Annotated in this window: 16 protein-coding genes; 6 read left to right on the top strand and 10 right to left on the bottom strand. The window is 60.4% G+C overall.

Annotation, left to right across the window (positions count from 1 at the left end):
• Positions 1-100: 100 nt before the first annotated feature.
• The 8 genes from OH720_RS00940 to OH720_RS00905 form a co-directional block, all read right to left on the bottom strand.
• On the bottom strand, positions 101-1,111 hold the full coding sequence (locus OH720_RS00940; RefSeq protein ID WP_336299062.1) for an RHS repeat-associated core domain-containing protein: 1,011 nt from the start codon (positions 1,109-1,111) through the stop codon (positions 101-103).
• 283 nt (positions 1,112-1,394) lie between these two features.
• The gene (locus OH720_RS00935; protein WP_008057641.1) at positions 1,395-2,177 is read right to left on the bottom strand and encodes a MetQ/NlpA family ABC transporter substrate-binding protein; all 783 of its coding nucleotides are present in this window, start codon (positions 2,175-2,177) and stop codon (positions 1,395-1,397) included.
• Between the two features lie 271 nt (positions 2,178-2,448).
• Complete coding sequence (locus OH720_RS00930; RefSeq protein WP_272604217.1) at positions 2,449-3,372, bottom strand: sigma 54-interacting transcriptional regulator; 924 nt, start codon at positions 3,370-3,372, stop codon at positions 2,449-2,451.
• Positions 3,373-3,428: 56 nt separating this feature from the next.
• Positions 3,429-4,010, bottom strand: coding sequence for an alpha/beta hydrolase (locus OH720_RS00925; protein ID WP_272604216.1), 582 nt, complete (start codon positions 4,008-4,010; stop codon positions 3,429-3,431).
• Positions 4,011-4,180: 170 nt separating this feature from the next.
• Positions 4,181-4,582, bottom strand: coding sequence for an ExbD/TolR family protein (locus OH720_RS00920; RefSeq protein ID WP_008055381.1), 402 nt, complete (start codon positions 4,580-4,582; stop codon positions 4,181-4,183).
• Between the two features lies 1 nt (position 4,583).
• Positions 4,584-5,309, bottom strand: coding sequence for a MotA/TolQ/ExbB proton channel family protein (locus OH720_RS00915; protein WP_272604215.1), 726 nt, complete (start codon positions 5,307-5,309; stop codon positions 4,584-4,586).
• A gap of 44 nt (positions 5,310-5,353) precedes the next feature.
• Positions 5,354-6,169 carry an energy transducer TonB gene (locus tag OH720_RS00910; RefSeq protein WP_272604214.1) on the bottom strand — a complete coding sequence of 272 codons (816 nt, stop codon included), beginning with the start codon at positions 6,167-6,169 and terminating at the stop codon, positions 5,354-5,356.
• Between the two features lie 273 nt (positions 6,170-6,442).
• Positions 6,443-8,815, bottom strand: coding sequence for a TonB-dependent receptor (locus OH720_RS00905; RefSeq protein ID WP_272604213.1), 2,373 nt, complete (start codon positions 8,813-8,815; stop codon positions 6,443-6,445).
• 166 nt (positions 8,816-8,981) lie between these two features.
• On the opposite strand from OH720_RS00905, the gene OH720_RS00900 reads away from it, so the two are divergent.
• Together OH720_RS00900 and OH720_RS00895 are read left to right on the top strand one after the other, a co-directional pair.
• Positions 8,982-9,926 carry a LysR family transcriptional regulator gene (locus tag OH720_RS00900; RefSeq protein WP_272604212.1) on the top strand — a complete coding sequence of 315 codons (945 nt, stop codon included), beginning with the start codon at positions 8,982-8,984 and terminating at the stop codon, positions 9,924-9,926.
• Positions 9,927-10,121: 195 nt separating this feature from the next.
• Positions 10,122-11,738: an alkaline phosphatase family protein gene (locus OH720_RS00895; protein ID WP_272604211.1), complete on the top strand. Its 1,617-nt coding sequence runs from the start codon at positions 10,122-10,124 to the stop codon at positions 11,736-11,738.
• A 106-nt stretch (positions 11,739-11,844) separates the two neighbouring features.
• Here the strand turns inward: OH720_RS00895 and OH720_RS00890 are convergent, their stop codons facing one another.
• On the bottom strand, positions 11,845-12,765 hold the full coding sequence (locus tag OH720_RS00890; protein ID WP_272604210.1) for a TauD/TfdA dioxygenase family protein: 921 nt from the start codon (positions 12,763-12,765) through the stop codon (positions 11,845-11,847).
• 183 nt (positions 12,766-12,948) lie between these two features.
• Here OH720_RS00890 and OH720_RS00885 point away from each other — a divergent pair, with 183 nt between their 5' ends.
• Positions 12,949-13,869, top strand: coding sequence for a LysR family transcriptional regulator (locus OH720_RS00885; protein WP_272604209.1), 921 nt, complete (start codon positions 12,949-12,951; stop codon positions 13,867-13,869).
• Positions 13,870-13,990: 121 nt separating this feature from the next.
• On the opposite strand, the gene OH720_RS00880 is transcribed toward OH720_RS00885, so the two are convergent.
• Complete coding sequence (locus tag OH720_RS00880; protein WP_272604208.1) at positions 13,991-15,004, bottom strand: ABC transporter substrate-binding protein; 1,014 nt, start codon at positions 15,002-15,004, stop codon at positions 13,991-13,993.
• Between the two features lie 314 nt (positions 15,005-15,318).
• On the opposite strand from OH720_RS00880, the gene OH720_RS00875 reads away from it, so the two are divergent.
• From OH720_RS00875 to OH720_RS00865, 3 genes are read left to right on the top strand one after another with little or no spacing between them, the layout of a single operon-like run.
• Positions 15,319-16,917: an ABC transporter permease gene (locus tag OH720_RS00875; RefSeq protein ID WP_272604207.1), complete on the top strand. Its 1,599-nt coding sequence runs from the start codon at positions 15,319-15,321 to the stop codon at positions 16,915-16,917.
• A complete protein-coding gene (locus OH720_RS00870) occupies positions 16,914-17,729 on the top strand; it encodes an ABC transporter ATP-binding protein (RefSeq protein ID WP_272604206.1) in 816 nt (271 codons plus the stop codon). The genes OH720_RS00875 and OH720_RS00870 overlap by 4 nt, the downstream gene beginning before the upstream one ends.
• Before the next feature lie 14 nt (positions 17,730-17,743).
• On the top strand, positions 17,744-19,354 hold the full coding sequence (locus OH720_RS00865) for an arylsulfatase (protein WP_272604205.1): 1,611 nt from the start codon (positions 17,744-17,746) through the stop codon (positions 19,352-19,354).
• Positions 19,355-19,442 lie beyond the last annotated feature (88 nt).

Here is a 19,442-nt window from a genome sequence, read left to right as displayed (position 1 = left end):
GACTCCTTTGCGTTCAACGGGCGTAATACGCCTGTCAGCTTAGAACAGGGTTACAAGGGTGCACCCCATGCAGATCAAAAAAAGTGATCACGTCTTTTCCCTATCGGCTAAAGCGACGACGAATTTCAGTACCGCTCGCTGAGGCGTTATTCGGTCTCGTAGACTGATTGAAGCTGAACATTTCAATACTTGTGTGCCCAGGTGTCCGGGGTGGGGCCGAAGGTTGAGGCGTGTCGGGGGGAGGCGCTGAAGGCGTGAATGAGTCCATCTCAATGGCGCTGAATGAGCTTCTCCGAGAGGCCGCTGATGTCACCGGACTTACTGCAACAGGTGATCCATCCGCCAGCTTTTTCAAATCTTCAAGTACCGAAGGATTACGTGCCGCCCACCAGGATCCCAATCTCCCTGCTGCGGAACTACCCGCCAACCCCAGCGTAGCGTTGGCCGCTGGAGCAAGTAGAGAAGAGGCAGGATTGACGGCAGCAATCACCGTGCTTGCCACCCCAACCGCAGCGCTGACAACACCCGTAATTCCAGCAGTAACGGCAGACACAGCACCCACGGAATGCCTCAGGGGCAATCGAAACACCGCGCCGTTTGCTAGCGCATCCAACGCTACCTGAAAAGAAATGCCCGGCCTCAGCGAGATAACCGAGTTGAAAAGACCGCCAATACTGGTGAGGATTCTGGCAATTGCGGCAAATTGCCCAGTCGGATCCCTGAAGTTCACCGGATCCCCCAGACAATACGCATAGGGATTCAACCCACCCCGACCAAACGGACTCAAGCGGTCCGGGCTGTTGAATCGCATCAACACTGGATTGAACGCCCGATGGCCATTACCCAACAAGTAATGCCCGGTGACCGGATCGAGCGCCTCGCCGTTGTAACCCAGCAAACTGCCAAGGCCGGTATCGGCATGTCGGTGGCCATAGGGAGCATAAACCTGATGCACCGCTCCACCGGAATCGACAAGCTGCAACACAGAACGCTGCTGATCAGTGGCCAGCAACTGGCGTCTGAGCTCATCCCCCTGGCGTGATTGCAGCGCCAACAATTGCTTGTCGTGCTGGAACACACTCTGGCTGGCCTGCCCCTGCAGCTCGGTCATCAGATGCTCGCGGCAGTAGAATCGTTGCAGCTTTTCTTGCCCGAAAGGCTCACACCCGATCAGTTGATCCAGAGCGTCATATCGATAGCGACACAATTGCGTTGTCCGCATTATGACCACCTCCGTTGGAGGCATTCAGCTTGCACCGTCAGAAGGATCAAGGCACCTAGCAGAACTGCTAGTTTTGGAGGAAAAACGATTTATTGAACGGGTCCAATAAAAAAACGCCGACGCTATTACTAGCCGTCGGCGCTCGAAACCTTGAAGGGGTTTACCTCGCGAATCAGAACGCTGGCAGAACCGCGCCGCTGTACTTCTTCTCGATGAATGCTTTCACTTCCGGGCTGGTCAGGGCCTTGGCCAGTTTCTGGATGGCGACGCTGTCCTTGTTGTCTGGACGAGCCACCAGGAAGTTCACGTAAGGCGAATCGGCACCTTCGATCACCAGTGCGTCTTTAGCCGGGTTCAGGCCCGCTTCCAGCGCGTAGTTGGTGTTGATCATGTCCAGGTCAACCTGGTCCAGCACACGCGGCAGCATGGCGGACTCAAGCTCCTTGAACTTGAAGTTGTGCGGGTTCTTGGCGATGTCTTTCGGCGTGGCCAGGGCGTTTTTCGGGTCTTTCAACTCGATCAGGCCAGCCTTCTGCAGCAGGATCAGGGCACGGCCGCTGTTGCTGCCTTCGTTAGGGATGGCAATGGTCGCGCCGTCTTTGAGCTCGGCCAGGGTTTTGACTTTCTTCGAGTAGCCGCCGAACGGTTCAACATGAACGCCGACCACGGTTTCCAGGTGAGTGCCTTTGCCTTCGTTGAAGCTTTTCAGGTACGGCAGGGTCTGGAAGTAGTTGGCGTCCAGACGCTTCTGGTCGACCTGTACGTTCGGCTGAACGTAGTCGGTGAAGACTTTGATTTCCAGGTCCACGCCTTCTTTGGCGAGGGTTGGCTTGATCAGCTCAAGAATCTCGGCGTGTGGAATCGGGGTTGCCGCTACCACCAGTTTCTCGCCAGCCTGGGCCAGGCCCGCAGTCAGGGCAGCCGCCAGTGCGGTGAACAACAGAACCTTTTTCATGCAGTGTCCTTATCGAAAATCACGGTCGCTTGTGGCGACGGCTAGATATTTAAGTGCCAGTGAAGTGCTATCTCTGGCGTGACGCGGACAATACCGGGATTTTTTATTCCCGAACAATATCTTTTATTCACTTTCATATTCCATTTTATTCATACAGCTCTAGCCCGCATGTTCCCTGTGGGAGCGAGCCTGCTCGCGATGGTCGTGAACGATGACGCGTCGAACCAGATGCCCAGCGGCGCCTTCGAATTTTTCGCGAGCAGGCTCGCTCCTACAGGAGGTCGGCGTCCTTAAGTATTTGTTTCAAGGCGCCTTTTTCGCTGTCGGAAGCGTTGCCGAGTATTTGCTTGAGCTGCTGTTCGATCTGCTTCAGGCCTTCATCAGGCAAATTCAAATGCTCCGGCAAAATCTCGTCACCGGTACTCACCAGCAGCGCAAAGTGAATGACGTTTTCCAGCTCCCGGGTATTGCCCGGCCAGCTGTGTCGCTCCAGCACCGCTTGCGCGGCCTCGCTGATCAGTGGCACTGGCAGGTCCAGCCGCTGGCTGTAGATGCCGAGGAAGTATTCGGCCAGCGACAGGATGTCACCGACCCGCTCGCGCAGTGCCGGCAGTTCGAGTTGGCCTTCGCTGAGGTAATGGTAGAGCCGCTCGTGGAATTTCCCGGCGGCGACTGCCTGGGCCAGATCGATGCTGGTGGCGGCAACCAGACGCACGTCCACCGGGCTCGGTTGATGCGCACCGACGCGGGTCACTTCGTGGTTTTCCAGGGCAGCGAGCAATTTGATCTGGATCGGCAGCGGCAGATCGCCGATTTCATCCAGATACAGCGTGCCGCCATTGGCCGAACCGAACCAACCGGCGCGACTGCTGGCAGAACCGCTGTAGCTACCGGCGGCATAGCCGAACAATTCGGCGTCGGCGTAGGTGGGGCTGATCGCCCCGCAATTGACCGAGACGAACAAGCCGCCGCGATCACTGGCGCGATGGATGTGCCGGGCCAGCAGCTCCTTGCCACTGCCGGTTTCGCCACGGATCAGCACCGAGATCGAGCGCGGCGCCAGCTGTTCCAGCTCCTGGCGCAATTGCCGCGAACGCGGGTCGACGAATACCAGCGCCTTGGCGCGGATGCTCAGGGGACTTTTTTCAGCGTCTGGAAAGGTCAGCAGCGGCTGACCGAAGGTTTCAAAGCTCATGGCAGACTCCCGCCCAAAACCGCCAAAGGACGGGGGCGTTGAAAAAAACAAAAGGTTCAGGCGCGGCGCAGGGCGTGGTGTTCCATACGGTTTTGCAGACGATAGAGATAGGCAAAGCCCTGCTCCCAACGCTGATGACCCGACTTCACGTTGATGTGCCCGGCACCCGCCAGGATCCCCGCTTCCGCGCCCCAGTTACGCGCCAGCTCCAGAGCCCGCGGCGCGCTGACCGCGCTGTCGTTGTCGGAGCTGACGATCTGGCTGGGAAACGGCAACAGGTCGGTTGGAATCGGTGCGAAATTGCGCAGGGCTGGCGCGCAAGCCGGGCGCTCGACGTCCGCCGGCGCGACCAGCAAGGCGCCACGCACCTGACGCAGAAACTGCACAGGCGCGGTAGCCGCCCAATGCGCGACGGTGATGCAGCCAAGGCTGTGGGCGATCAGGATGACGGGGGTACTGTCGGCCGCAATCGCCTCGGCCAGCGCCGCCACCCAGTCTTCACGACGCGGTGTCAGCCAGTCCGCCTGCTCCACCCGTGCGCTGTTCGGCAAACTGTTTTGCCAATGGCTTTGCCAATGATCTTCTGGCGATCCTTGCCAGCCCGGCACAATCAGGTAGCGAATTGATTCGTTGCGCATGGGGGAAGCTCTCCTGCTGCGTGTCTGTTCCTGGTCGAGTATAGGGATGGGATTTATATTCGTTAAGGAATAAGAAGCTATTTATTAAGACCTGTATCGAATATAAGATTTGAAATAAAAAAGGGGCCGCACCCTGCCAAGGAAACGGCCCCAGAAAACTTGAAACGCTGTCAGCGCGCGGTGATCACCGACAACTTGGTAATCCCTGCCCGCTCGATCGACGCCATGGCCCGTGCCACTTCGCCGTAATTCACCCCGTCATCGGCCTGCAATTGCACCCGCACTTCGGGGTCCTTGGCCTTGGCCGCCTGGAGCTTGAACTCCAGCAAATCCGGCTGAATTTCATCCTTGTTGATAAACAGCTTGCCCGCCCCGTCGATACTCACCACCAGCGGGTCTTTCTGCTCCACCGGCGCCACGGCTTCGGTCTTGGGCAGGTTGATCGGGATCGCGTTAGTCAGCAGCGGCGCGGTGACGATGAACACCACCAGCAGCACCAGCATCACGTCCACCAGCGGTGTCACGTTGATCTCGCTTAGCACCTCATCGCTGTCTTGCGTGGAGAAGGCCATATCAGGACGCCTCCTTCACTTTTTGTGCGCTACCCGAAGCCGCAACTTTGTGCGCGGTTGGGTGGATCAACACGCGGAACGCACTCTTCTGCGCCAGGCTGTAGAAGTCGTGGGCGAAGTCGTCCAGGTCCGCCGCCGTCAGCTTCAAACGACGCAAAAAGTAGTTGTAAACCAGCACCGCTGGCACCGCGACGGCGATCCCCACACCGGTGGCAACCAGCGCTGCACCGATGGGGCCGGCGACGGTTTCCAGGCTCGCCGAGCCCGCTGCGCTGATGCCCTTCAACGCCTCCATGATTCCCCACACCGTGCCGAACAAACCAATGAACGGCGACGTGCTACCGATACTCGCAACCACCGCCAGCCCGGTTTCCAGCGACCGGCGTTCACGCACGATCTGCTGACGCAGGGCCCGCTCGAGACGATCCTGATGATTGATCGCCTGGCTCAAATCCGCCGCCTGTGGCGCCTCGCCGACCTGAATGGCCGCATAACCAGCCTGTGCTACCCGCGCCGCGGCGCCCGGTTGGGTCTCGGCCAACTCTGCCGCCGAATCCAGGCTCGACACGGCCCAGAAGCGCTGATGAAATTTTCGGTCCTGGGCTTTCAGGCGACCGAACTGCACGCCCTTGAGCAACGCCAGGCCCCAGGTGGCAACGGAAAAAACCACCAGCAGCCAGATCACCGCGCTTTCGATGGATTGGAGTGGAGATGCCAATAACGTCATGGTGAATTCCTCGTGTAAACGTTTCGCGCTAAATAAGTGTCGGTTTAATGAATCTTGAAATCGATGGGCACGCTGACCCAGCCGTCCTGGGCCACATCACCCTGCTTGGCAGGCACGAAACTCCAGCGTTTCACGGCGCTCAGGGCCGCCTCATCAAGGGCCTCGCGACCGCTGCTTTTCTGAATCTGGATCTCCCCGGGCTTGCCGTTAGCGAGAACATGTACACGTAACAACACCGTGCCTTCCCAACCGCGACGCTGGGCTAGCGACGGGTACTCCGGCGCCGGGTTTTTCAAATACCCGGCGCTGGCCGAGGCGGGTGTCACGGGTGCCGGCGCGGGCGGTGCAGGTGGCACCGGGGCCGCGACCGGAGCAGCCGGTTGTGGCGGCGCGGGCGGTTGCGGGGCTGCTTTTGGCGCAGGTTTTGGCACCGGTTTAATGATCGGCTTTGGTTTGGGAATCGGTTTTGGCGGCGCCGGCTTGGCCGCCAATTCGTCCACCACGGGCGGCGGTGGCTCGACCACAGGTGGTGGTGGCGGCGGTGGAGGTGGCGGCGGTTCGACCACTGGCGGCGCCGGACGCGAAAACTCGATGGTCATCGGCGGAATTTCCGGCGGCACGATTGGCAATTCTTTGGTCGGCTGTTGATTGAGCCAGTAGATCACCGCACCGTGCACCAGCAACGCCAGCACACCGAGCAGTATCGCTTCGCGTCGGCTCAGGATGCCCTTGGGCGCACGCTGCAAACGCAGCTGGCCCAAGGGCACGCGGTGCACCCTCCCGAGGTCGACCAACTCGCCACCTGGCGCCTGGCGCCAAAGCACCTCGTGTGCGCCGGCGGCGGTCTGGACATTGCCCATTGCTTTACTCCCTGCGGTCTCTTTGCGAATTACCCGATACGCCGAACCCGACATCCCCCGTACGACATATCGAGGGGTTAATCATTGGGTTAGACGCTTATCTCTGAAAGTAATCTTTAACGTTAAAACTAGACCTAAAACGAATATGAAAAATACCTGGTTCGCTGCAGACCCTGTTCCATAAGGGTTGCGGCGAGGGAGCGAAAAACACATGCTTTTGAAGCATTGAAAATATTCCCCCAGGGCATGGTTTTCGCTGCAGACCCGCATTCATCAGAAGTCGTAACGACCGGTCACACCCAAGGTTCGCGGTGTCCCGAGCAAGCCTTCGTAACCGCCGTTGGAAGCGGTCCACAGAGTGGTGTAATAGGTTTTGTCGAAAGCGTTTTTCAGCCACAGCGAGACGTCCCACTGCCCCTGCTTGAAGTCGCCGCGCAGGCCGGTGGACAGGTTGACCACGGCGTAGCTGGGGATCTGGCCGAAATCGGAATCTTCCACCGTGCCCACCGCTTTGGAGCGGAACGCGTAGCTGGCGGTGACGTACTCTTCGAAGCCGTTGCTCAGGTTCCATTTGTATTCGCCGTTGGCGTTGCCGATCCATTTCGAGGCGCCGACCACCTGATGGCCGCTGAGATCGCAAGAGGCCGGAGCGCCTGGCGCCAGGCTGACTTCCGGCGGGCACGGCGCATCTTTGTAGGAGAGGTAGCTGACGTCGTTGTAGGAGCCGTTGATGTTCAGCGTCAGGCCGCGCAACGGGATCAGCGTGCTGTCGAACTCCACGCCACGGGAGCGTACGGAACCGGCGTTGGTCAGGTATTGCACGCGGTTGACGTCGTCGTAGGCATTGGTTTGATAGCCGTTGACCTGGGTCCAGAACACGTTGGCGTTAAGCTGAAGGCGACGATCCCAGAGCGTGCTTTTGAAACCGAGTTCAGCATTGTTTGCGCGTTCGGTGCCGATCAGCAGCGAGTCGGCGCCGGCGACCGGGGCTGTGCCGACGGCCAGGTTGACCCCTCCGGATTTTTCGCCATGGGACAGCGTGGCGTAGCCGAGCACATTATCGGTGAAGTGATAGCTGAGGTTCAGCAGACCCGAAGGGCTGGAGCTGTATTGATTCAAATCACCGGAGTCGTAAGCCCCGGCGCGACCTTGTCTTACCGCCGCTGCCGCCCCGGCCACCGCCGCACCACCCACTGGCGCGTTGCGGTTGACCCAGGCGCTTTTCTCTTCATAAGTGCCACGCACACCGGCGGTGAAGTCCAACCGTTCGGTGAGGTGCCAGGTGCCTTGGGCAAACAGGGCGAAGCTGTCGGTTTCGATGTGGCCTTTGCCGATGCTGGTTACATTGGCCAGTGCGCCCGCGGGCGTTCCATTCCAGATGTCCGCTTGTGGGCCGTAAAAGCTGAACGATTTGTTGTCCAGGTCGGAGCCGAAGTAATAGGCGCCGAGCACGTAATCGAAGAAACCGCCGGTGGGTGACGCCAGGCGAAACTCCTGGGAATACTGCTTATCCTCCACTGACACGCCGGCGTTGTTGTAAGCGGAGACGTTCAGGCCGTCATCGTTGCGCGGAGTGAAGTTCCACCAGCGGTAGGCGCTGATGGAGGTCAGGGTGAAGTCGCTCGGCAGCGTCCAGTTTGCCTCGACCGACGTGCCGCCCTGGTGCACGGTGACATGTTGATCGTTGTTCAGGTTGACCTTGCGATGCGTGCCATCGACCAGCGTGGCGCCTGCCGCATTGGCCCGGGCCTGGTAGAGGTTGACGCCATTGATGGTCGGCCCGGTGTTGTACAACACGCGGGTGCCGGCGCTGGAATCCTCTTCGTTATAGTCGCCGATCCAGCGCAGATTGAATGCTTCATTGGGCTTGAACAGCAACTGGCCACGAAAGCCATCCCGTGAGCCGCCGTTCAAGTCATGGCCGTCGAATTCGTTCTTGATGTCGCCATCGCTGCGGGTGCGGTAAGCGGAAAAACGTCCCGCGAGTTCATCGTTCAATGGGCCGGAAATGGTGCCCTTGGTCTGGAAGTAACCGTCCTCGCCTACCGACGTTTCGATGCTGCGTTCCGGGGTAAATGTCGGCGCCCGCGTGCTGATGTTGATCACGCCCGCCGTGGTGTTCTTGCCGAACAACGTGCCTTGCGGGCCGCGCAGCACTTCGAGTTGCTCGATGTCCATCAGGTCGAACACCGCCATGCCCGGCCGGCCGAGGTAAACGTTGTCGAGGTACAGCCCGACGCTGCCTTCCAGGCCATCACTGGCCGGGTTGTTGCCCAGGCCACGGATCGACACGCTGGACTGGCGCGCATGCATGTAGGCGACGTTGACGCTGGGCACCAGTTGCTGCAGATCCTGGATGCGATAGACCCGCTGGGTTTCCAGCACCTGGCCACTGACCACGCTCATCGGGGTCGGTACATCCTGTGAACTTTCTTCGCGACGGCGGGTGGTGACGGTCACCGTTTCCAGCTGAGTGCCATCGGCCTTGGCCTGACCCGCGGCGGTTTTTGCCGGGGCCTCTTGGGCTGTGGTGGTCTCGGCCGCATAGCCTTGGGTCCAACTGGCGCTCCCCGCCAGCAGCAGGGCCAGGGGCAGGCGTTTGAGCCGTCGGGGTGTAAGGGGTGACGCAAGGTTCAACGGACTCATCAAGCGGCTCCTGATCAAAAAACACACAGCCACTTTTCAGCAGTGCATATTCTTTAAGGTTATTTATTTATGTTTTTACAAAGATTTACTGCATAAGAGATTGCCTTTATAAGGAGTCGACCTAATGCATATCCAATGCATTTCCCCGATATTTTTAATGTGAAAAATGCATATCGACTTGCGCCAGCTTCGCCACTTCATCGCCCTCGCCGACCAGCGCAGCTTCGTCGCGGGCGCCCTGGCCGTGAACCTGTCGCAGTCGGCGTTCAGCCGCAGCATCCAGGCGCTGGAACACAGCGTCGGCTGTCAGTTGGTGGATCGCGGGCGCAAGGACCTGGCGCCGACCAAGCAGGGCCAGGTGTTGCTCGAACACGCGCGGCGGCTGGTCAGCGGTGCGCAGCAGATGGCCAACGAGATCAGCCAGTTCAACGGCCTGGAGGCCGGTGAATTGCGCTTCGGTTGCGGGCCGGCGCCAGCGGCGGGCTTGATCCCCCGGGCGATCGGCAGCTTTATTGGTCGCTACCCCAAGGCGCGGGTGCAATTTCAAGTGGATGACTGGCAAAGCCTGAGCAAGCGCCTGCTGAGCGAAGAGTTCGAATTTTTCGTCGCCGACACCCGGCAGTTCGAGGCCGACCCGGACTACCTGACCCAACGCCTGCGCCCGCGCAAATGGCACTTCTGCTGCCGCGCCGGGCATCCACTGGCCGCTCGCGAAAGCGTCAGCGCCGCCGAGTTGATGAGCTATCCGATGGCCGTCACCATTCGCCCGCCGAACCTGCGCAAAGTCATCGTCGACCTGAGCGGCCGGCCGGATTTCGCGCCCAATGTGGAATGCGAAAACAGCTACAGCCTGCTCGGTGTGGTGCTGCGCTCGGATGCGATTGGCATCGTCGGCGAGTATTCAGATGCGCTGCATAACGCCAAGGGTGAGTTGGTGCGCTTGAAGATCGATGGCCTGGCCGATGACCTGGAGGAGCTCTACACCCGCTACGGGATCGTCAGTCGCGCGGGGTATCGGCTGTCGCCGTTGGCCGAGGCGATGATTGCGCAGATCAAGGAGGTTGATGGGCAGGATGAAGAGGTGTGTTCGCTGGAAAATCTCGCTGTCTGATCTGTCGCCATCGCGAGCAGGCTCGCTCCTACAGTGGATCGGTGTACACAAAACCCTGTAGGAGTGAGCCTGCTCGCGATGGCGTCGGCCCAGACAGCGATGCACCCACTGCATAAAAACCATTCCCCAAACGCACTTGCCTCAACCCCGCCCCAGCAGCGAAAAACCTCGCCTGTCTTTTCGATCGGTGACCCCATGCCCAACACCCAAAACCCCGTGAGCAACGTGCTGTACATCATGTGCGACCAACTGCGCCGTGATTACCTGTCGTGCTACGGCCACCCGCACTTGCATACCCCCAACATCGATCGCCTGACCGCCGCCGGTGTGCGTTTCAGTCGTGCTTATACCCAGGGCACGATCTGCGGCCCATCGCGGATGTCGGCCTATACCGGGCGTTATGTCAGCAGTCATCAAGTCGCCTGGAACGCCGTGCCCTTGCCGCTGGAAGAACTGACTATCGGTGACTACCTGCGCCCCCACGGTATTCGCACCGCACTGGTGGGCAAGACCCACGCCACGCCTAATCTCGATGCGTTGCAGCGGCTGGCCATCGACCCTGGCAGCTCACGGGCCGAGAGCCTGAACGAAGTCGGATTCGAGCCGTACTTGCGCCATGACGGCATCTTCCCCGACGACCCGCTGTTCGATGACAAACGCGAATCCGCGCCCTACACCCACTACCTGCGCGACCTCGGTTATGCCGGGCGCAACCCGTGGCACGACTGGGCCAACGCGGCCGAAGGCGCACAGGGGGGAATCCTCAGCGGCTGGAAAATGCGCAACGCCCATCTGCCGGCGCGGGTTCCCGAGCAGCATTCGGAAACCGTCTACACCACCGACCGCGCCCTCGACTTCATCGCCGAGCAGGGCGAGCAGCCCTGGTGCCTGCACCTGTCGTACATCAAACCCCATTGGCCCTACATCGCCCCCACGCCGTATCACGCGTTGTATGGCGCAGGACAGGTGATCGAGCCGGTGCGTGCAGCCGAGGGCGAGGCCAGCGATCACCCCGTGTACAACGCGTTCCGCCAGCACGAGGAGAGCCTGAATTTTTCCCGGGATGAAGTACGCCTGAACGTGATCCCGACGTACATGGGCCTGATCAAACAGGTCGATGACCAGCTCGGGCGGTTGTTCGATTTCCTGCAGAGCAGCGGTCGCTGGGATGACACCCTGATCGTGTTTACCAGCGACCATGGCGACTTCCTTGGTGACCACTACCTGGGGGAAAAAGAGTTCCTGCTGGAGCCGGCGGTGGGGGTTCCGCTGATCGTTCGCGACCCGCGTCCGGCGGCAGATGCAACGCGCGGTTCGGTGGATGAGCGACTGGTGGAAACCATCGACGCGCTGCCGACTTTCCTTGAGGCGCTGGGGTTGCCGGGGGCCGAGCATCGACTTGAAGGACGCTCGCTGATTCCCCTGCTGCACGGAGTAAAAACTGACTGGCGCCGCTTCGCGATCAGCGAGTACGACTACGCCTTCCAGGCACCTGCGCGGGAACGCTTGCATCAACCGATCGACCGCTGCCGCATGACCATGGTGCGCAGCGAGCGCTGGAAATACCTGGCGTATGACGGCTTTCGACCGCAACTGTTCGATTTGTTGAAGGATCCGCAGGAGCTACGAGACCTGGGTGCTGACCCGGCGTATGCCTCGGTTCGAGAAGAGCATGCGGGGTATTTGTTTGAGTGGGTGCGTGGGTTGAAGCGACGGACCACGATCAGCCATCAGGAGATTGATTTGCGTGGGCAGCGGTTTCGCTACGGAGAGCCGGAAACCGAGAAAATGGTGCAAATCGGCGTTTGGTGAAAAAGCATCGCTGGCAAGCCAGCTCCCACAGGGTCTCGTGTCGTTCACATCCGTTGTGGTCAACACCATTCACTGTGGGAGCTGGCTTGCCAGCGATGACGTCCGATCAGACGCCGCCGATATCCGGCCCCTTCACCGTCTGACTACGCTGCCCCGCCACACCCACCGGCACCTCGCCCTTGAGCGTCACGCGCCGTACCACGCGGTCCTGGGTGCCATAGTCATCCACCGCGTAATGCTGGGTGGAGCGGTTGTCCCAGATCGCCACATCACCGGCCTGCCAGCGCCAGCGCACAATGTTTTCCTGGCGGATGACGTGGCTCTGCAACAGGTTGAACAGGTGCGCCGAATCCCCCTGGGAGTAACCCTTGATGCGCTTGACGAAATGCCCCAGCAGCAAGCTTTTCTCGCCGCTGATGGGGTGTACGCGCACCACCGGATGCTCGGTCTCGTAGATGGTCGAGGTGAAGATCTTGCGGTAGCGCTCCAGCTTTTCTTCCGACACGTCAGGCTTGGCGCCGGCGTAGTCGTACTCGTTGCTGTGCACCGCCACCAGTTTATCCGCCAGTTCGCGCAGCTCCGGCGCCAGTTCGTTGTAGGCCGTGGCGGTGTTGGCCCACAGGGTGTCGCCACCAAAGGCGGGCGCAACCACCGAGCGCAGGATCGAGGCTTTCGGGTAGGCGTCGACGAAGGTCACGTCGGTGTGCCAGGAGTTGGCGCGTTGGCCTTGGGCACCGTCCAGTTCGAGCAGGAAACGAGTGCCGTCACGCACCGGCACGGTCGGGTGTGCCACGGGTTCGCCAAGCAGATGGGCGAAGGCTTCCTGGCTTTGATCGTCGAGGTGGGCCTGCTCGCGGAAGAAGATCACCTTGTACTGCACCAGCGCCTTCTGGATCGCCTCGACGGTGTTGGCGTCCAGTTCACCGGAGAGCTTCACGCCACGGATCTCGGCACCGATCCGGCCGGCCACTGGATGGATTTCAAGCGCGTGGACAGCGGGTTTTACAGCTAAAGCGGCATTGCTCATGGGTAGACCCTCGATCGGACTGCTGACGGTTGAGCGGCAGCGAAACAACGCTCTATCTATATTCAATTTAGGTCTAATAGATATTCGCATGCTTCGTTGACGGAATAAGAGCTTGCATTTAAAACCTCAACCAACCCTCGTCGCAAATGCCTTCGAGCTATTTTTAGGATGCCGGGAAAGCATATGGATCTTCGCCAGTTGCGCTACTTCATCGCCCTCAACGAACACCGCAGTTTCGTCCGTGCGGCGGACGCCATGGGCATCACTCAACCGGCGTTCAGCCGCAGTATCCAAGGGCTTGAACAAGAGTTCGGCTGCGTGCTGGTAGACCGTGGCAACAAGGATTTGCGCCCGACCCCCGAAGGCCTGGTGGTGTTGCAACATGCGCGCAGCCTGGTGCAAGGAGCGGCCCTGCTCAGCGCCGAAGTGACGCAGATGACCAAGCTCGACGCCGGTGAGCTGCGCTTCGGTTGCGGGCCCGCCCCGGCGGTGAAACTGGTGCCGGATGCGGTCGCGCAATTCATCAACGCGCACCCGAAAGTGCGCACCTGTTTCGAAGTGGATAACTGGGAAAAACTCAGCCGCGCGCTGAGCCGCGAAGAGATCGAATTCTTCATCGCCGACATCCGCCATTTCGAAGCCGACCCGAACTTCCAGACCCAGGCCCTGACCCCCAGGCGCGGGGTGTTTTTCTGCCGTCCCGGGCATCCGTTGCTGGCCAAGGAAAGCCTGTCGACCAACGACATGTTCGACTACCCGCTGGCAACCACGCTGATTCCGCCGGGCATCCGCAAACTGCTGGCGAACCTCAGTGGACGCATGGACTTTTCCCCGACCATCGAGACCGAGCATTTCCCGGCGCTGGTGAAAATCGTGCTGCAATCGAATGCGATTGGCGTGGGGACGCAAGAGGCCTTTGTCGAAGACATCGCCCAGGGTTCGCTGGTGTTGCTGCACTGGCGCAATCTGCCGCAGAACATCGAGAGCATGAATGCCCGCTGCGGGATCGTCAGTCGCACAGGGTTCAGGTTGTCGCCAGCGGCGCGGGCGATGATCGAGATATTGGTGGCGGTGGACAAGCAGGAAGTCGCTCTAGCCGTTTAGGGCCTCATCACTGGCAAGCCAGCTCCCACAGGTTTTTCTGGTGCTCACAAGATGCGTGTTCACTGGAGATCCCTGTGGGAGCTGGCTTGCCAGCGATGAGGCCCGCAAGAGCGCAAAAGATTTAGAGCTTCGCCGCCGCCAACTCCGGCACCACCCAATCGCTCACCTTGAACGACTTGCGAATCAGCTTCTGCTGCGAAGCCAGGTCCACCGCATCCTGCAATTTACCCAGGAACACCGGGTCCAGGGTCGAAGGGAACACCTCGCTCAGGTTCTGATCCTTCAAATCCTCGGTCAGAATCACCGACGGATAACTCGCCAGCCCGGACACCAACTGAATGTACGCTTGCTTGTTGCTGTCCTGGGTCAGCCATTGCACCGCCTGCTGTTGGGCCTTGAGCAGTTTCGCCACCACCTGCGGATGCTCGTCGACAAACTTGCCATTGGCCACCAATACCGCCTGAACACTGCCCGCGCCCCCCAGGTCCTTGGTGTTCAACGGCAACTCGGCCAGGCCCTTGGCTTGCAACGCCGTCAAATTGGAACCGCCCCATGACGCATCGATCTGCTTGGCGGCGAGCGCCGCCACGGCAGCGTTGAAATCCAGGTTGATGACCTTCAGGTCCTTCTCGCTCAAACCCTGGCTGGCCAGCGCTGCATCGAACGACAACTGGCTGGCAGTGCCACGAAAGATCGCCACGCGTTTGCCCTTGAGATCCTGCAGGGTCTTGATCCCCGAGCCCGGCACTACGCCCAGGTAATGCTTCACCCCGCGCGCCGAGGCACTCAGCACCCGCGTATCCAGGCCATTGGACTTGCCGATGATCGCCGCCAGGTCACCGAGGTACGCCAGATCGACCTGATCGTTGGCAAAGGCTTCGTTGATCACGGGACCTGCGCCTTTGAAGAAATTCCACTGAATCTTGATGCCCTGGTCGGCAAAGGCCTTTTCGTAGATCTGCTGATCGCGCAACACGTCCACCACGCCGCCTGCGCTGTGTTGCGTGCCGGCGCTGAGGTCGGGCACGGCGATGCGGATTTCCTTGAGTTCGGCGGCTTGGGCGGTGAACGCCAGCAAGCCCGCCAGAGCCGGTACGGCGAACAGGCTGATGACACGTTTGAAGGGGATGTTCATGGGTACGGCTCCTGGTGACGACGGCGTTGAGGAGCAGAAAGTAGGCTCAATCTTGACCAGCACTTAAATACTATAAATTCACATTTTTAGATCTTTTAGGCCTAAGCAAGCAACGACGGGGCCCGCGGAGCGATATGCATAACCAGCATCGAAAATATTCTTCGAATGCATTGGATGCGTTTTGGCTGGAGGCCTTAAATGGTCTGGCTTATCTCCCAATAGTATTGATTTGATTTTTTATAGAACTATTTTGCATACACCCCGCTCCCACAAAAGGCAGGCCGTATTGCAACCCGACAACGGAGGTCTCGCCCATGGCCCGTGTTTCCCTGCTCAGCCTGCCGCTCGCTGCGCCACCGCTCAATGGTCGGCGGCTTTGGCCAACCCTGAGCCAGCGGCTTTTGCCTTGGCTGCTGCCACTCAGCCTGTTTGCGCTGTGGTGGCTGGCCAGCCGCAATCAATGGATGAGTGAACAGATCCTGCCGGCGCCGTCGCTGGTCTGGAACAGCGCGGTGGAGCTGTCGCATGGCGAGCTGTGGAGCCATTTGTGGATCAGCCTGCAACGCCTGTTCTGGGGCCTGCTTGCCGGGATCACCGCGGGCGCGGTATTGGGCGCGGCGCTGGGCTTCAACCGCACGCTCGAACGCCTGGTATTCCCGACATTCGCCGGCTTGGCGCAAGTCCCGACGCTGGCGTGGATTCCACTGTTCATGGTGTTTTTCGGCATCGGCGAAGTGTTGAAACTGGTGGTGCTGATCAAGGCCATCGTGGTGCCGGTGACCCTGCACACGCTGGTTGGTGTGCGTGATGCACAACCCAGGCTGCGTGAAGCCGCTACGGTGCTGCGCCTGCCACCACGCTTGCTGATCCGCCGCCTGGTGCTGCCCGCCGCACTGCCTGCCTTCATGGCCGGTGTACGCCTGGCACTGGCCGCAGGTTGGACGTCACTGCTGGCCGTCGAACTGCTCGCCTCCAGCGAAGGCATCGGTTTCCTGATGGTCTGGGCGCGACAGCTGTTCATGCTCGACATCGTGTTCGTCTGCATCGTCGTGATTGGCTTGATCGGCGTGGTCATGGATCGCGGTATCGGTCTGCTGGACAAAAAACTGGTGCACTGGCCGCATCCGGCCACGGCCGAAATCCGCCGTGGCCCGAAATATCAAGGCTGGCAGCGCCTGCAACCCTGGTTGTTGCCATTGGCATTGCTGTTGGTGTGGCAACTTGCGACAAATCAGCAATGGGTCGACGCCAACATCCTGGTCAGCCCGCTGGCGGTGCTGGAAACCACCTGGAGCGGTTTGCTCGACGGCACGCTGATCAGCGGCATGGCCCTGAGCCTGGGTCGCACCCTCGGCGGCCTGCTGCTCGGCGGCGGTCTCGGCTTTGCCCTGGGCTTGTTGCTGGGGCTGTCGCGCACGAGCGAACGAGTACTCGGCCCGACCCTCGCCGCCCTGCGTCAGATCGCGATTTTCGCCTGGGTGCCGCTGCTCACCGCATGGTTCGGTCTGGGCGAGCTGGCCAAATGGGTATTCGTCGCCCTCGCCGCGTTTTTCCCATTGTTCATCGCCACCCAACGCAGCGTCGCCAATCTCTCGCCGCAATTGAACGAAGCCGCCCGAGTGCTGCGCCTGAATCTGCGGCAACGCCTCGGCCGACTGGTGCTGCCGGGGGCCGCACCCGGGATTTTCGCCGGGCTTCGGTTGAGCCTGATCTACGCCTGGCTGGGCACCATCGGCGCCGAATACTTCATGCCGTCCAACGGCGGTATCGGCAGCCAGATGATCGGCGCCCAACAACTGCTGCGCATGGACCTGATCATGGCCGGCATGTTGCTGGTCGGCCTCACCGGCGCCCTGCTCAACCTCATTGGCCAACGCCTCGAGACGCGCGCCACCCGCTGGAGACACGCATGAACGCACCCATTGTCAGCTTCAACCACGTGGGCAAAACCTTCGACGTCGACGGTTTTGAACTGGAGGCCATTCGCGAATTCAACCTAGACATCGCCGAAGGTGAATTCGTCGCCATCGTCGGCTCCAGCGGCTGTGGAAAATCCACTTTGCTGCGGCTGCTGGTAGGCCTCGATACGCAGTTTCGCGGGCAGATCAGTGTCGATGGCAAAGCCGTCACCGGCATCGGCGGCGAGCGTGGCATCGTCTTTCAGGAACACCGTCTGTTTCCCTGGCTGACGGTGGCGGACAACATCGGCCTGGGCCTGGTCAACGAACCATTGAGCTCTGATGAAAAACAAAAACGCATCAGTGATTTCATTGACCTGGTGGGCCTGCGCGACTTCAGCCGCGCCTACCCACACCAGCTCTCCGGCGGTATGGCGCAACGGGTAGCGATCGCTCGCGGCCTGGTGGCCAGCCCACGGATCCTGCTGCTGGACGAACCCTTCGGCGCCCTCGATGCCCTGACCCGTCAACAGATGCAGGACGAACTGCTGGCGATCCGCGCCCGGGCAAAAATCACCACGATCCTGGTCACCCACGATGTCGAGGAAGCGATCTTCCTCGCCGATCGCGTGGTGGTGATGGAGCCGCGTCCCGGACGCATCAAGCAAGTGGTCGACATAGCACTGCCTCATCCGCGTCTGCGCAGCAGTTTCGACTTCCACCATCTGCGCGAAGAACTGCTGCACGAACTCACCAGCGACGACCACTACCAACCACCGGTACCGGTGCAGGTTCGTGATTTGCCGCTGTCTTTCATTGCCTGCTGAACAGGAGATTCTAGATGCCGCAACGCCCCAACTTTCTGGTGATTCTGGCCGATGATCTTGGCTTTTCCGATCTCGGCGCATTCGGCGGCGAGATCGCCACGCCGAACCTCGATGCCCTGGCCAACAACGGCCTGCGCCTGACCGATTTCCACACCGCGCCCACCTGCTCGCCGACGCGTTCGATGCTGCTGACCGGCACCGATCACCACATCGCCGGCATCGGCACCATGGCCGAAGCACTGACGCCGGAGCTGATCGGCAAACCCGGTTATGAGGGTTACTTGAACGACCGCGTCGTCGCCTTGCCCGAGCTGCTGCGCGAGGCCGGTTACCAGACCTTGATGAGCGGCAAATGGCATCTGGGCCTGACCGCTGAACTGGCGCCCCATGCCCGGGGTTTCGAGCGTTCGTTCTCGCTGCTGCCGGGCGCCGCCAACCATTACGGTTTCGAGCCGACCTACGACGAACACACGCCGGGCCTGCTGAAATCCACCCCGGCGCTGTACATCGAAGACGATCAATTCATCGATGAATTGCCGAAGGATTTCTATTCCTCCGATGCCTTCGGCGACAAGCTGCTGCAATACCTCAAGGAGCGCGATCAGACCCGGCCATTCTTCGCCTATCTGCCGTTCTCGGCGCCACACTGGCCACTGCAGGCGCCTGCCGATGTGGTGGAGAAGTATCGCGGCCGCTATGACGCAGGACCAGAGGTGCTGCGCCTGGAACGCCTGGAAAAGCTCAAGGCCCTGGGCCTGATCGATGCAGAGGTGGAACCACATCCGCTGATCCAGCTCAGCGCCCAATGGGACGCCTTGAGCGACGAACAACGGCAGATTTCCGCACGGGCCATGGAGGTGTATGCGGCGATGGTCGAGCGTATGGACTGGAACATCGGTCGCGTCGTCGACTACCTGCGCAACCAGGGGCAACTGGACAACACGTTCATCCTGTTCATGTCCGATAACGGCGCCGAAGGTGCACTGCTGGAGGCCTTCCCGAAATTCGGTCCGCAGCTGCTGACCTACCTCAACCAGCATTACGACAACAGCCTGGACAACATCGGCCGCGCCAACTCATACGTCTGGTACGGGCCGAACTGGGCGCAAGTGGCGACCGCGCCTTCGCGGCTGTTCAAGGCGTTCACTACGGAAGGCGGGATTCGGGTACCGGCGCTGGTGCATTACCCGCAACTGCCGCTCAAGGGGCAGATCAGCCATGGTTTCGGCACGGTTATGGACATCACGCCGACCATCCTCGACCTCGCCGGGGTGCGTCATCCGGGCAAGCAATGGCGGGGCAAGCCCGTGGCGCCGTTGCGTGGCAAATCGTGGCTGGGGTTTCTGTCGGGCGAAACGGCGCAGGTGCATGACGAGCACACCGTGACGGGCTGGGAGTTGTTCGGGCGGCGGGCGATTCGCCAGGGGCAATGGAAAGCGGTGTTCATTCCGGGGCCGGTGGGGCCGGCGACCTGGCAGCTTTATGATTTGGGCAGCGATCCGGGGGAGATCCATGACCTGGCGCTGAGCCAGCCCGAGAAGCTCGAGTTGCTGATCGGGCATTGGCAGAAATATGTCGATGAGACCGGGGTGATTTTGAGTGAGTCGCCGTTTCAGCCGGATTAGCAGGAACTGAACTACAGCTATCGCGAGCAGGCTCACTCCTACAATGGATCTTCAGTGGACACATAATCTGTGAACAACCGAGATCACA

Source organism: Pseudomonas sp. WJP1 (genome assembly GCF_028471945.1).
Taxonomy (GTDB): Bacteria; Pseudomonadota; Gammaproteobacteria; order Pseudomonadales; family Pseudomonadaceae; genus Aquipseudomonas.
The sequence above is the reverse complement of the archived record's forward strand: the minus strand, read 5'-3'. Positions and strand labels throughout refer to the sequence as shown.